13 protein-coding genes are annotated in these 14,329 nt (G+C 35.2%); 8 read left to right on the forward strand and 5 right to left on the reverse strand.

Annotated features, from left to right (window positions below; all coding sequences use genetic code 11):
- Positions 1–36: 36 nt before the first annotated feature.
- On the forward strand, positions 37–2,631 hold the full coding sequence (gene clpB, locus EKL99_RS02555) for an ATP-dependent chaperone ClpB (RefSeq protein ID WP_126576343.1): 2,595 nt from the start codon (positions 37–39) through the stop codon (positions 2,629–2,631).
- Positions 2,632–2,786: 155 nt separating this feature from the next.
- Here clpB and EKL99_RS02560 read toward each other — a convergent pair whose 3' ends face one another.
- A complete protein-coding gene (locus tag EKL99_RS02560) occupies positions 2,787–3,254 on the reverse strand; it encodes an OsmC family protein (RefSeq protein ID WP_126462860.1) in 468 nt (155 codons plus the stop codon).
- A gap of 199 nt (positions 3,255–3,453) precedes the next feature.
- On the opposite strand from EKL99_RS02560, the gene EKL99_RS02565 reads away from it, so the two are divergent.
- A complete protein-coding gene (locus tag EKL99_RS02565; protein ID WP_126462863.1) occupies positions 3,454–4,323 on the forward strand; it encodes a DUF808 domain-containing protein in 870 nt (289 codons plus the stop codon).
- A gap of 133 nt (positions 4,324–4,456) precedes the next feature.
- Here EKL99_RS02565 and EKL99_RS02570 read toward each other — a convergent pair whose 3' ends face one another.
- Complete coding sequence (locus EKL99_RS02570; RefSeq protein WP_126452385.1) at positions 4,457–4,738, reverse strand: hypothetical protein; 282 nt, start codon at positions 4,736–4,738, stop codon at positions 4,457–4,459.
- 325 nt (positions 4,739–5,063) lie between these two features.
- Here EKL99_RS02570 and EKL99_RS02575 point away from each other — a divergent pair, with 325 nt between their 5' ends.
- Positions 5,064–5,951 (forward strand): carbon-nitrogen hydrolase, encoded by an 888-nt coding sequence (locus EKL99_RS02575; RefSeq protein ID WP_126462866.1) that lies wholly within the window; start codon positions 5,064–5,066, stop codon positions 5,949–5,951.
- Positions 5,952–6,025: 74 nt separating this feature from the next.
- Here EKL99_RS02575 and EKL99_RS02580 read toward each other — a convergent pair whose 3' ends face one another.
- Positions 6,026–7,552, reverse strand: coding sequence for a choice-of-anchor I family protein (locus EKL99_RS02580; RefSeq protein WP_126576344.1), 1,527 nt, complete (start codon positions 7,550–7,552; stop codon positions 6,026–6,028).
- Between the two features lie 185 nt (positions 7,553–7,737).
- Here EKL99_RS02580 and EKL99_RS02585 point away from each other — a divergent pair, with 185 nt between their 5' ends.
- Positions 7,738–8,778, forward strand: a complete 1,041-nt coding sequence (locus EKL99_RS02585) for an agmatine/peptidylarginine deiminase (RefSeq protein WP_126576345.1) — start codon at positions 7,738–7,740, stop codon at positions 8,776–8,778.
- 210 nt (positions 8,779–8,988) lie between these two features.
- Here the strand turns inward: EKL99_RS02585 and EKL99_RS02590 are convergent, their stop codons facing one another.
- Positions 8,989–11,256, reverse strand: coding sequence for a M1 family metallopeptidase (locus EKL99_RS02590; protein ID WP_126576346.1), 2,268 nt, complete (start codon positions 11,254–11,256; stop codon positions 8,989–8,991).
- A gap of 173 nt (positions 11,257–11,429) precedes the next feature.
- On the opposite strand from EKL99_RS02590, the gene EKL99_RS02595 reads away from it, so the two are divergent.
- From EKL99_RS02595 to EKL99_RS02605, 3 genes are all read left to right on the forward strand, one after another.
- Positions 11,430–12,281 (forward strand): aldose 1-epimerase family protein, encoded by an 852-nt coding sequence (locus EKL99_RS02595; RefSeq protein WP_126553656.1) that lies wholly within the window; start codon positions 11,430–11,432, stop codon positions 12,279–12,281.
- Positions 12,282–12,291: 10 nt separating this feature from the next.
- Complete coding sequence (locus EKL99_RS02600) at positions 12,292–12,843, forward strand: GNAT family N-acetyltransferase (RefSeq protein ID WP_126568472.1); 552 nt, start codon at positions 12,292–12,294, stop codon at positions 12,841–12,843.
- A 138-nt stretch (positions 12,844–12,981) separates the two neighbouring features.
- Positions 12,982–13,533 (forward strand): DUF3575 domain-containing protein, encoded by a 552-nt coding sequence (locus EKL99_RS02605; RefSeq protein WP_126462884.1) that lies wholly within the window; start codon positions 12,982–12,984, stop codon positions 13,531–13,533.
- Positions 13,534–13,535: 2 nt separating this feature from the next.
- Here the strand turns inward: EKL99_RS02605 and EKL99_RS02610 are convergent, their stop codons facing one another.
- Positions 13,536–13,766 carry a VF530 family DNA-binding protein gene (locus EKL99_RS02610; RefSeq protein WP_126568471.1) on the reverse strand — a complete coding sequence of 77 codons (231 nt, stop codon included), beginning with the start codon at positions 13,764–13,766 and terminating at the stop codon, positions 13,536–13,538.
- 49 nt (positions 13,767–13,815) lie between these two features.
- Here EKL99_RS02610 and EKL99_RS02615 point away from each other — a divergent pair, with 49 nt between their 5' ends.
- Positions 13,816–14,295, forward strand: a complete 480-nt coding sequence (locus tag EKL99_RS02615; protein ID WP_126576347.1) for a phosphoglycerate mutase family protein — start codon at positions 13,816–13,818, stop codon at positions 14,293–14,295.
- Positions 14,296–14,329: the final 34 nt, after the last annotated feature.

A 14,329-nucleotide genomic window follows, 5' to 3' on the forward strand; every position in this document is an offset into this window, starting at 1 on the left:
TAAAGTTAAGTAAAAGCTACAAAACAATGTACCATCATGAACATAAATAAATTTACAATCAAATCCCAGGAAGCCATTCAGCTTTCGCAACAATTGGCACAAAGCTATGGGCAACAACAAATAGAAAATGAACATATTTTTAAAGCTATTTTTGAAGTCGACGAAAATGTGGCACCTTTTATTTTAAAAAAACTGAATGTAAATGTGCCCTTGTTTCTTCAAATATTAAACAGTACAATCCAGAGTTTTCCAAAAGTTTCTGGTGGCGAAATTATGCTTTCCAGAACTGCAAACACCACGCTGAACGAAGCTGAAATTATTGCAAAAAAAATGAATGATGAATTCGTTTCTGTGGAGCATTTAATTTTATCAATTTTTGATTCTAAAAGTAAAGTATCCCAAATATTAAAAGATCAGGGCGTTACCGGAAAAGGGCTAAAAGCTGCTATCGATGAATTGCGAAAAGGAGAACGGGTAACTTCGGCATCTGCTGAAGAAACCTATAATTCCTTAAATAAATATGCCAAAAATCTTAACGAATTAGCTCGAGCAGGGAAACTCGATCCAGTAATTGGTCGTGACGAGGAAATACGCAGGGTATTACAAATTCTAACCCGAAGAACTAAAAACAACCCAATGCTCGTGGGAGAACCAGGAGTGGGAAAAACCGCCATTGCTGAAGGATTGGCACACCGAATTGTAGATGGAGATGTTCCAGATAATTTGAAAGATAAAATCGTTTATTCGCTTGATATGGGAGCTTTGATTGCTGGCGCCAAATACAAAGGAGAATTTGAAGAACGATTAAAATCCGTGGTGAAAGAAGTGACTTCTGCCGAAGGCGATATAGTTTTATTCATTGACGAAATCCATACCCTTGTGGGAGCTGGTGGTGGCGAAGGCGCTATGGATGCGGCTAATATTCTGAAACCGGCTTTGGCTCGTGGAGAACTTCGCGCCATTGGAGCCACAACATTGGACGAATATCAAAAATATTTTGAAAAAGACAAAGCACTCGAAAGACGTTTCCAAAAAATTGTGGTCGAAGAACCGGATACCGAAAGTGCTATTTCTATTTTGCGCGGAATTAAAGAAAAATACGAAACGCATCATAAAGTCCAAATCAAAGACGATGCTATTATTGCCGCTGTCGAACTATCGCAACGGTATATTACCAACCGGTTTCTTCCAGATAAAGCTATTGATTTAATGGATGAAGCCGCTTCAAAACTGCGTATGGAAATCAATTCGAAACCCGAAGAACTGGATGTTTTGGATCGAAAAATCATGCAATTGGAAATTGAAATTGAAGCCATTAAACGAGAAAAAGACGAAAGCAAACTTAAAATTTTGGGAATGGATTTGGCCAATCTCAAAGAAGATCGCAACGAAATCTACGCCAAATGGAAATCAGAGAAAGACGTTGTCGATAATATTCAAGCCGTAAAAACGGAGATTGAAGACTTTAAATACGAAGCTGAACGTGCAGAACGTGAAGGCGATTATGGAAAAGTAGCTGAAATTCGGTATGGTAAAATCAAGGAAGCGCAAGAACGTTTAGCTATTTTACTCAAGGAATTACAAGAAAACCAATCCGGAACTTCGTTGATAAAAGAAGAAGTTACCCGCGAAGACATTGCCGAAGTAGTGGCTAAATGGACCGGAATTCCAGTAATGAAAATGCTTCAAGGCGAACGAGAAAAACTACTGAAACTGGAAGATGAATTGCATCACAGAGTCGTAGGACAGGAAGAAGCCATTGAAGCCGTAAGTGATGCCGTGCGCAGAAGCCGTGCGGGATTGCAGGACATGAAAAAACCGGTGGGAACCTTTCTTTTCCTTGGAACTACGGGAGTTGGTAAAACCGAATTGGCAAAAGCCTTGGCCGAATACCTGTTCGACGATGAAAATGCGATGACCCGTATTGACATGAGTGAATATCAAGAACGCCACAGCGTAAGTCGTTTGATGGGTGCGCCTCCGGGATATGTAGGTTATGATGAAGGCGGACAATTGACCGAAGCCGTACGTAGAAAACCGTATTCTGTGATTTTGTTGGATGAGATTGAAAAAGCCCATCCGGACACGTTTAATATCTTGCTACAAGTCTTGGATGAAGGACGTTTGACAGATAACAAAGGGCGTTTAGCCGATTTTAAAAACACGATTATCATCATGACTTCAAACATGGGAAGCCAGATTATTCAGGAGAAATTCGAAAATCTAAAAGGAAGTGTGGAAGCGGCAACAGAATTGGCCAAGATAGAAGTTCTAGGGTTGCTAAAACAAACGGTGCGTCCTGAATTTATCAATCGTATTGATGAAATCGTAATGTTCACGCCATTGACTACTAAAAATATAGCTCAAATTGTAGGTTTACAACTAAAAAGCGTAAGCAAAATGTTGGCACAACAAGGCATCACGATGGACGCGACTCCGGAAGCTATTGCCTACTTATCAGAGAAAGGATACGATCCACAATTTGGAGCCAGACCCGTGAAAAGAGTGATTCAAAGAGACGTGCTCAATGAATTATCCAAAGAAATTCTATCCGGAAAAATAACAACCGACAGCATTGTGTTGATAGATGCTTTTGATGGAAAACTGGTTTTTAGAAATCAAAGTGAGTGAGTTTCTCAAGTTTCTAGAAACATTTAAACTTATGAAAACACTGGTCGAAAGGCTAGTGTTTTTTTATACTTTACAGTTTTTTTGAAGTAAACCAGCTGATTTGCTTGCCATTTTATAATTAAAATCCACAAAAAAGTAAAAACGACATTCCAACTTTAATTTATACCTGCAACTTCACAAGTTGGAAAGTGTACAATTGGAAAATTACACGAATTGGCTATAAAACAGAGTTTGTTTGCTTTTTTATGCAAGCTAAGTGCCTCTTCTACTTTTTCTTTGTTAGTAATCCGAACTTTTGGATTCAGTTTAATCACAATAAAGCGCCCGCTACCGTCGTCCGAAATTTCCAGAGTTGCCTCTGCCTCGTCCGTATAGGTTATCACGTCGATACCATTTTGTTTACAAACATACAAGTAAGACATCATGTGACAGGATACCACGCTACTCAATAACAGGTCTTCAGGATTGTACAAAGCAGGATCTCCTTTGAAAGCTTTAGCAGCCGAAACATTTAAAACAGTCTTACCATCAATAGTTATGGTATGACTTTTAGTATACGTCGCCGCTTCCTTCTTGGAAAAAAGCCAATCTAATTTAGCTTTAAATACATGTTTAAATTGCATACTTATTTTTATTTCAAATGTAATTAAAAACAGTATCGCTACTACAGAAAGATTTTGGGTGAATATTAACTAAAAATTTACCTGTTTTATAAATAGAGTAAATCAAAAAGTAGTAGCTTCGCATCACTAAACAATCAATATGCGTAGATTAGATTTGGGTACAACAATACCAAAATCCGCGCTGTAAAAAACAATCAAAATGGCATCAGGTTTTTTCGCACTATTAGATGATATCGCAGCAATCATGGATGATGTTGCAGTAATGAGTAAAATTGCAGCCAAAAAAACGGCTGGTATTTTAGGTGATGATTTAGCCGTAAATGCCGAGAAAGCTTCCGGATTTATTTCGTCAAGAGAACTCCCCGTATTATGGGCAATTACAAAAGGTTCTTTCCTAAATAAAGTAATCATTTTACCCATCGCCTTTCTACTGAGTGCATTTTTACCGGTAGCTGTTATCATAATTTTAGTACTTGGCGGACTTTATTTAGCTTACGAAGGCGCCGAAAAAATATACGAATACTTCTTCCCCCACGAACATGCAAAACACGAAATTTTAATGGAACTGTTGACCGAGGAACAAATTTTAGCTTTCGAAAAAGAAAAAATCAAATCAGCTATAGTAACCGATTTTATTTTATCAGTAGAAATCGTAATTATTGCATTGGGAACTGTAATTGGCAAACCCATTTCATCACAAATAATGGTAGTTTCTATCATTGCAATCATAGCAACCGTTGGTGTTTACGGCATTGTGGCCCTAATTATCCGAATGGATGAAGCAGGTTTAAAACTGATGCAACTGAGTTCCAAAGAGAAAAGTTTTTCAAAAACGTTAGGAAATATTCTGGTACAAGCCTTGCCAAAAGTCATCAAAAGTTTATCCGTAATAGGTACAATCGCTTTATTATTAGTGGCTGGCGGCATATTTGTACATGAAATTCCGTTCCTGCACGACATACTACCACAAATACCGTCCATAATAACTGAATTTATAATCGGCCTTGTATTTGGTGCTATTGTCTTGGGAATTGTAACCCTGTTTAAAAAGATAATTGGCAAAAAGTAAAGACACTTTAGTCTCACTCATGAATATCAACAAAAACTGACTACTATAAATTTGTAACGGCAAGAGCAGAACACTTGCTTGCACAGAAAGTGATCTAAAGAACTGCACCAAAGAATTAAAGAATACCAATATACTAAAACAACTTATATATTCTGTGAATTGGAATCATCACACCTTGCTTTAAGATCACATTTTTGTCTGTAACACCCCAAACCGTTGTGTCAACTATTTTTTTTGATTCGTTATCCTCAAAGTAAATTTTAATTTTTGAATGTTCTAAATTACCCAATGCTAAAGCCCTGTTGATCTCACTTATTCTAGTTTTTATTTCGTCAACATCGTTAAGGACGTCTGTTTGTGGAAATTTAAGAAGAGTTATGTCTTCTTTATCGATGATTTTGAATTCTTCTTTCATAATTGTAAAAATTTAATAAATACTAAATTACAGTATTTTGGTAAAGTAAAAACTTGACCCCTTTTATTTGCTGTAATACTACCTACAAAAATAAAACCTCCTTGTTTTGTTAGTGCCAATTTTATATTAATTTTTCTATGGCTCAAAATCCGGATGTTTAAAGTAAATGTTCTCTATATCCATGTACAAATTCTTTAAAAGTAAGTGTAAATCTAAAAAAACCAATAAATATGAACAACGACTAATTAAAATCCTAAAAAAACACATTATCTCTATTTTCTACTCTTTATAAAATTCACTATTTTTGCAGTCTAAAATTTTAGTCATGCCAAACAAGAAATACAAAATAGCAGTCATCCAATTAAACCTTAATGATATTGCCGAAAACAATCTAAAAAAATGTTTAAGTTGGGTTCGTGATGCAGCAAATCAAGGTGCCGAAGTTATTTCGTTGCCGGAATTATATAGCAGTCATTATTTTTGTCAAAGTGAAGATGTAGATAACTTTGCTTTAGCAGAACCTTTGTATAGTACTTCTTTTATCGCTTTTAGTGCTTTGGCAAAAGAATTAGGAGTGGTAATTATTGTTCCTTTCTTCGAAAAAAGAATGGCAGGAATATACCACAATAGCGCCTACATTATTGATACTGATGGTTCCGAAGCAGGATTATACCGCAAAATGCACATTCCGGACGATCCTCATTTTTATGAAAAATTCTATTTCACCCCCGGTGATTTGGGCTTTAAAACGATTCCAACTAAAAAAGGAAAAGTTGGAACGCTGATTTGTTGGGATCAATGGTATCCGGAAGCAGCTCGTTTGACGGCTCTACAAGGTGCTGAAGTATTGTTTTACCCAACCGCAATTGGATGGCATCCACAAGAAAAAGAACAATACGGTGAAAACCAACATGGCGCCTGGATGAGTGTAATGAAAGGACATGCGGTTGCGAATGGCGTTTATGTTGCCGCAGCAAACCGAATTGGTTTAGAGCAATACTTGCCTGATACGGCGGGAATTCAGTTTTGGGGATCTTCATTTATTGCGGGACCACAAGGCGAAATTTTGGCGCAAGCCTCACACGACAAAGAAGAAATCCTGATTGCTGAAGTAGATTTAGACTTACAGGAAAATGTGCGTCAGAACTGGCCATTTTTCAGAGACAGAAGAATTGATGCTTTTGGTGATATTACAAAAAGAGCCATCGACTAAATCGTCATTATATAATTAAAAAATCCCTGCTAAGAAATTATTCTAAGCAGGGATTTTATTTAAAACTTCTACTTTTAATTTAAATCTGGTTGAAATATTTTAACGGTACCGTCACCTTCACTGCTCACCACTACTAAACTTCTTTTGGTTGGACTTTTCGAAGCTGGAATAAAAAGTAACCCTTCTGGTGCATCACCTGTTTTTAAAATCTGTAAAAATTTTGGAGTTGCTGGAATAGTGACATCATACACCATAAGAGCATCTGCTCTTTCCAATCCAACGAAAAGAATAGTTTTTTGTCCCATTTTAGCAACAACAACTGATTCTGGTTCTACTGATTTATCATCACTTCGATTGTCATCATAGACACCAAACTCTTGCGCTTTCTTGTCTAATTCATTTTTACTATCATAAACCATTTCTCCTGTGTTTCCATTCCAAATAGAGAACGAACGGGCTCCAAAAGAAACTAATTCATCAAAATCACCATCGCCGTCCGTATCACCCATTTTGGTATTGATATTCAATCTTCCCATACTTGCCTCAGCTTTTAAAGCCGCCGCATTAGGAAACGCTAATGGATCCAGAACAACCGAAGAGCTGCTAATTCTTTTTACATCAACAAAAGCACTATATTCTCTAGCATCTCCTTCATTTGCAGTAACAAAATAAGGAATATTATTTATTTCAAAATTACTAATTGCATCGGGTTGAAACATTCCTTTAACTTTCCATGTATTAGCCAAAACACCTCCATCTTTATCACTAATGTCAATAGCATTTTCGGCAAGATTGTAGTCTTTAAAACCTAAAGGAAAAATAGTAGTGATCGTTTTGGTTGCCAAATCAATTTTAGCTACTCCGTTATTTTCCTGTAAAGTCACCCAAGCCGTTTTTGAATCAGCAGAAATCGTGATGTATTCCGGTTCAATATCTGAGGCAAAATTATTAGTTGGACTTGCAATTCTGAATCCTTTGGTTTTCAATGTACTCAATTGATTGCTAAAACTTCCGAAATTTAAAGTCGTCACTGCATAATTATTATTGACTGCGATAATCGAAACAGAACCGTCGGGATCTATAGAATACGTATCATTTGGCTCACCTTCATTGGCAGTCATGATATAATTTCCGTCAGGAGAGAAAGTAATCATATCCGGTAAAGCACCAACCGTAATTTCTTTGATGACACTGTACTTAGCCGTATCAAGAACGACCACCTTTCCTGCATCTTGCTTATTTGGTTTTGCTTCTAATGCAACTGCTAATTTACCATTAAAAGTTGCAACGCTATTTGAAGTTCCATTAAACGGCGTTAAATCGATACTTGCTACAAAAACCGGACTTGATGGATTAGATAAGTCGATAACATCAATTCTATTCGTATTACTGTTGTTTACGGTAAATAACTTTTTAGAAACCTCATCATACGCACTTATTTCAGCAGCTCCAGCACCACCAATCACAATTGAACCAATTTCTTTGAAAGTGGCAGCGTTTTCATTGATCACCAACTCAGGAGATCCCTCTTTATCAGAGTCCTTTTCGCAACTTGACAATATCATAATTGCCGCTAATAGTGTAATCCCATATTTCTTCATAAGTGTATTTTTAATTTTTATCAAAAATAACTAGCTGAAGACCAACAAGAATTAACTAAATATTATATAATCATTACCAAAACTATTCTTATAAATTTATGAAATATCGGAAATGAATGGTTGCAAACTATTTTAAAATCCTACTGAATGTTTATATTTGCAGACTTTAAAATTAGATACGCTGTATGACTACAAATAATAGAAGATTTCCAGCTGAATGGGAAAAGCAACAAGGTATTTTACTTTGTTTTCCGCATAACGGTAAAGACTGGCCTGGGAAATACGAGACTGTTCAATGGGCTTTTGTAGAATTCATTAAAAAAGCAGCTTCTTTTGAGCAAGTCTTTTTAGTAGTTGCTGATGAAAACCAAAAAGAGAAAGTCAATACGATGCTGGAAACAGCTCATGTTGTGCTAACAAATGTTTCCTACATCATTCATAAAACCAACAGAAGTTGGATGCGTGATTCAGGTCCGATAATTGTCAAAAACGGAGCCGAAAGAGAAGCTTTGAACTTTAATTTTAATGGTTGGGCAAAATATAAAAACATTCAATTAGATAAATTTGTTCCTGCCAAAGTGGGAGAATTTCTGAATATTCCTATTACTCAAGTTTTATACAAAGGAAAACCGGTAATTTTAGAAGGCGGTGCGATTGATACTAACGGAAGAGGAACTTTATTGACTTCAGAAGAATGCTTGATGCATCCGGATATTCAGGTTCGGAATCCCAATTTCACTAAAGCCGATTACGAAGCCGTCTTCAAGGAATATCTTGGGATAACCAATGTAATTTGGTTAGGCAATGGAATTGAAGGTGATGATACGCACGGCCATATTGATGATTTATGCCGATTTGTGAATGAAGATACTATTGTGACTATTGTAGAAACAGATCCAACGGATAATAATTACAAACCGTTGCAAGACAATTTAAAACGCTTGCAAAATGTCAAACTAGAAAATGGAAAATCACCTATAATTGTGACTCTACCAATGCCAAAACAGCTGGAATTTGATGGCTTGCGATTGCCTGCCAGTTATGCCAATTTTCTAATTTTGAACAATTGTGTTTTGGTACCTACTTTTAACGACAGTAACGACCGAAAAGCATTGAACATCCTTGCAGAATGTTTTCCTGATCGAGAAATCATTGGGATCAGTGCTACTGATTTAATTTGGGGTTTTGGAACATTGCATTGCCTAAGCCAGCAAATTCCTGAGTAAATTTAGAACAAAAAAATATAACACATAAAAAAGACTTGTGGATTTAATTCCTACAAGTCTTTTCTTTTTTTAATATTTTATGACTATTTATGTAATAACCATGGTATAATGTCGTATTTTAAAATCAGGATAAAATTATGTAACAATCTGATTTAAAGCTATTTTACTCAAAGTTAATTCTTTTGACTTTACGACTTTTAAACTTTCGACTTACTTATCTCTTGTAAACGGTATTTTTTGCCCATCAGGAATCAACATATCAAATCCCATTAGACTGTCATTAAATTCAAATTTAAGTCCCGCAAGTTTCGATGCAAACGTATTTTTTCCAGTTGGCTCCACGGAAAAGCTTGGATAATTGGTAATCAAAACATTTAACAACCCATTTTTCTCTGAAAAAACAATTTTTATAGGCGCCATTGATGTAGAAAAAGTTCCTAAATACCCATCCAGAATCACATCTTTTTCAATCAATCCTTTGTCTGCTGTCCAGGTGTTATTTGCTGTGTTGCTGTCCGGTAAAACATGATCCGGATCTAGTGTGATACTTTCGATTTCTTCCGTCGAATTGTGTTTAAAAGACCACGCTTTATTTTTTTGCCAAACTTCTACCGGCAATTGAACGCGCGTTATTTTTTCGCTTTTCGTTTTTACGTCTAAACTTACCGGCATAGCCATTTTTTCGAAGTTTTCAATCGAAATTACAACTCCTTGTTTTGGATCGTTTTTCACGTATTTGATTGAATTAATCCCTTGGTCTAAACGCCAATTGTATTGAAACCAACCACGCCAGAACCAACTCAAATCTTCTCCAGCAACATTTTCTATTGTTCGAAAGAAATCGTCCGGTTGCGGATGTTTGTATGCCCAACGCTCAATATAAGTTTTCAAAGCCAGATCAAATCGTTCCGGCCCAAGAACTTGCTCTCTTAAAATCACTAATCCTGAACTTGGTTTCGAATACGCCAAAAGACCTATATTAGACTCTTTCATGTTATCCGGAGAACTCATTATGGTTTCCAGATTTGGACTCGTGTACACTTCCGCCCTTTGATGCATATCCGCACGCGGCTCTTTATATTCCCCATTATTAAAATCTACTGAACTCAATGAATTAATAAAAGTATTAAAACCCTCATCCATCCAAGCGAACAGTCTTTCATTGGATCCTACAATCATAGGAAACCAAATATGACCAAATTCATGATCTGTAACACCCCATAAATCTGCTCCTTTTGACTCCCAGCTACAAAAAACAATTCCTGGATATTCCATTCCGCCTTCATTTCCGGCAACATTTGTAGCCGCTGGATACGGATATTCTAACCATCTTTTTGAATAATTTTCTATAGTAGCCTTTGTATATTCTGTGGAACGTCCCCATGCGGCATCTCCGGCACTTTCTATCGGATAAACGGAAATTGCCAATGATTTTTTGCCGCTAGGTAAATTGATTTTTGCTGCGTCTAAAATAAATGCTGCTGAAGAGGACCAAGAGAAATCACGGGCATTTGTGATTTTGTAATTCCACGTTTTAGTAGTTGCAGTAATCATTTTTGATGAATTTTCAACTTCGGCAGCAGTACGGATAAAAACTGTTTTATCACTTTGTTTTGCTTGCGCTAAACGCTTTTGCTCTTCGGTAGAATAGACTGTGGCAGGATTCAGTAATTCGCCGGAAGCCACCACAATATGATTGGATGGTGCTGTAATACTGACATCAAAATCACCATATTCTAAATAAAATTCCGACGCTCCAAGATACGGATTCGTATTCCAGCCTCGTACATCATCATACACACACATACGCGGATACCACTGTGCTATGGTGAAAATTTTTCCGTTTTTAGTTTCCAAAATCCCCATTCTGTCTGATCCTTCAAAAGGAGCTATAAACGAAAAGTCAATTTTTATTTTAACAGAACCGCCTTTAGCATTTAATACTTGCGGGAGAAATACCTGCATTCTAGTATCCGTAATAATGTACTTAACTTCTGCTTCAGTTGATTTTCCTTTTACAGTAGTAATTACTTTGACTGATTTTATTTTATGTCCGCCATCAAAAATTTGGCCTTGAGCCCCATTTCTACTTCCTGTAATTGGAACAACTGCATTTCCACGGGAATCCGCTTTGAATAAATTCTGGTCTACATTCATCCAAACAAAAGCCATTTTATCCGGACTGTTGTTCGTATAGGTGATGATTCCTGTACCCGAAATTTCGTTACTTTTTTCATCCAGTTTTGCCGTTAATTTATAATCAGCGCTATTTTGCCAATATTCAGCTCCAGGCTGACCACTAGCAGATCGTGTACTTGTTCCGTTTTTGGAATAAAAAAACGGAGCAAAAGCATCATGATAATCGTAGTTAGAAACTGCATTACCGGATGCATTTGCTGGGGTTTGCTGTGCCCAAATAGATGTAAATCCCAATAATAAAGCCAAATGCAGCATGACTCCGCGACGAATTTTTTTCATTTTCTAATTGTTTATATCACAAATTAATGAAAAAAAAGAGGATTTTGAACTATTGAGATCGAATTGATTCCATTATAAATCAATAAAATCATGTTTAAAGCGTATCAGAATTAAAAATTATAAAATATATTTACGCCAGAAAACCATTTTTAAAGTAACCCGAAAAAATAATTTTGACAACTCTAATTAAAAACTCGAATCTCACTGCAGAAATTAAACATTTTGGAGCTGAATTAATTTCTTTAAAAACAAACCACGATAGAGAATACATCTGGGAAGGAAATCCGGTATTTTGGGGCAAGCACGCTCCTGTTTTATTCCCAATTGTTGGGACTTTAAAAAATAATTCCTTTCACTATAATGCAATGGAATATCATTTATCGCGACACGGCTTTGCCAGAGATATGGAGTTTGAATTGATCAATGCAACAGAAAACAGTGCTGTTTTCTCCCTACACTCTTCTGAAGAAACTTTAAAAGCATATCCGTTTGACTTTGAATTGCAAATCATTTACACATTACACGGGCATAATTTATCGATTGCATATAAAGTAATCAACAACGGAAAAACTGCAATGCCGTTTGCTATTGGCGCACATCCTGCTTTTGCTTTGCCAAATCAATTCGAGAGTTATGCTATTGCTTTTGAAAAAGAAGAACCATTGAAATATTATCTTTTGGAGGATGATTTAATTTCAAATAAAACGAAGAAATTAGACGTTCTTAATAAATATATTCCGCTGACGTATGAGTTGTTTGAAAACGATGCTTTGATTTTCAAAACATTAAAATCCAATTCGTTGACTATTTTAGAAAATAAAAATCCAATTCTAAAAATACATTTTGATGATTTTCCAAGCTTAGGAATTTGGACCAAAATAAATGCGGCATTTATTTGTATTGAACCTTGGTTTGGTTATTCGGATACCAATGAAAGTTCCGAAAATCTATTTGAAAAAGAAGGCATTCAAATTCTAGAAACCAAGGAAACGTTCCAATCAAAATACAGTATCGAAATCCTTTAATTACTAAGATATGTTAGCTATAAATTTTAGTCCATTTCCTGATTTAGAAACCGAACGCTTGCTTTTGAGAAGAGTAAACACGAATGACATTAAAGAGATTTTCGCATTGCGATCCAATCCAGAAACTATGAAATATATTCCAAGACCTTTAGTAAAAACGAACGAAGATGCCTTGGAACACATTGCAATGATCGATACAAAAATTGAAGCTAATGAAGGTATCAATTGGGCTATTACGTTGAAAGACAACCCAAAACTTATTGGAGTTATTGGTCATTACAGAATAAAACCCGAACATTATCGTGCCGAAATTGGCTATATGTTATTACCTGAATATCATGGAAAAGGAATTGTATCTGAAGCAGTGAAAGAAGCTGTTAATTATGGTTTTCAAATCATGAAATTGCATTCCATTGAAGCGATGATTGATCCTGATAACGATGCATCTGCAAAAGTTTTAGAAAAAAATGGGTTTGTAAGAGAAGGACATTTAAAAGAAAATGAATTTTTTGATGGTCGTTTTTTTGATACTCTAATTTATTCTCTTTTGAACAAATACTAATTTTATGTCCTTTTTATTTAAAATTTAGTTGCGTGACTAATAAAAATTAAAAACATAAAAACCTTACAGATAAATATTTTACATTTGTCTTTGATTTTCTCCAATAAGCCATTGGTCTAAATAATAGAAAACACTTTTATGAAAAAATTATTTATTGTTTCTTTTTTTCTCTTCTGTATTGTATCCCAAAGTCAAACGTATATAAAAGCAAATGCTATGACTACTTTATTGACCATTCCTAATGTAGGTATTGAAACCAGCATTGGAAAAAAATCTACTTTTCAATTTGATATTACAGCCTCTTTATGGAAATCAATAAATGGTAAACCTAGAGAGTTTTATACTTTCACACCTGAATATCGTTATCATTTCAAAGAAAAATACAATGGTTTTTATGCAGGAGCACATATTGGGGCAAGTATATTTAATTTCCAAAAATGGAATTATATAAATACTACTTTGTATGAAAAAGGCGTTGGATATTTTATAGGTGCAACAATTGGATATCAAATAAAAATAAATGATAAATTTATGTTAGATTGTTTCTTAGGCGGTGGTTCGCATCAAGGTTTTTATAAAGGATATGACTTAGCTACGGGAGAACGATATGAATCGGCGAAAGGGTACAATAAAAGTGGCGAATGGTTGCCCTACAGAGGCGGTTTTATGGTTTCCTATAAATTAAACTAGATTTATTTGGGCAATTTAGCTTCTGATTTTATATACAAATCTTCCACTTGTTTTCGTGCCCAATCTGTTTTTCGTAAAAAAGTCAAACTGGATTTTACACTTGGTTTATCTGTAAAGCATTTTACTTTAATGAGTTCCCCCAAAGTATCAAATCCGTAATGATCCACTAGCTGCTCTACTATTTTTTGGAGTGTAATTCCGTGAAGCGGATCTTTCGATTTTAAGTATTCCATTTTGCAAAGATATTAAAATCCCAAATACTTTTTTTTAAAATTGATTCAAATGAAAAAATTTCTCGCACTGTTTACACTGTTATTTTTAAATATCAGTTTTGGACAAAGCACCACCTATTATTTTATTCGTCATGCCGAGAAAGTAGATAATTCACAAAATCCAGATTTATTTGAAAAAGGGTTGAAAAGAGCTGAAAAATGGAATACAATATTCTCAGAAATTAGTTTTGATGAAATCTATTCAACGGATTACAAAAGAACTTTACAAACTGCAAGTCCAACCGCGACAACAAAGAAGATGAAGGTTAAGCTGTATGATCCTAAAAATATACCTATTGAAGTTTTCAAAAAAGAAACGATAGGAAAAAAAATTTTAATTGTGGGACATAGTAACACAATACCAAATTTTGTCAATCAAATGATAAATCAAAACTCATTTACTGACATTCAAGATAAAACTTTTGGTAATCTTTATATCGTAACTATGGTTGATGAAGCAATCACATTCCAATTGCTGAAATTGGACTAAATAATTGCTAAACCTTTAATTTTTGTTACCTTTG

The organism is Flavobacterium sp. ZB4P23, assembly GCF_003970375.1.
Classification (GTDB): Bacteria; Bacteroidota; Bacteroidia; order Flavobacteriales; family Flavobacteriaceae; genus Flavobacterium.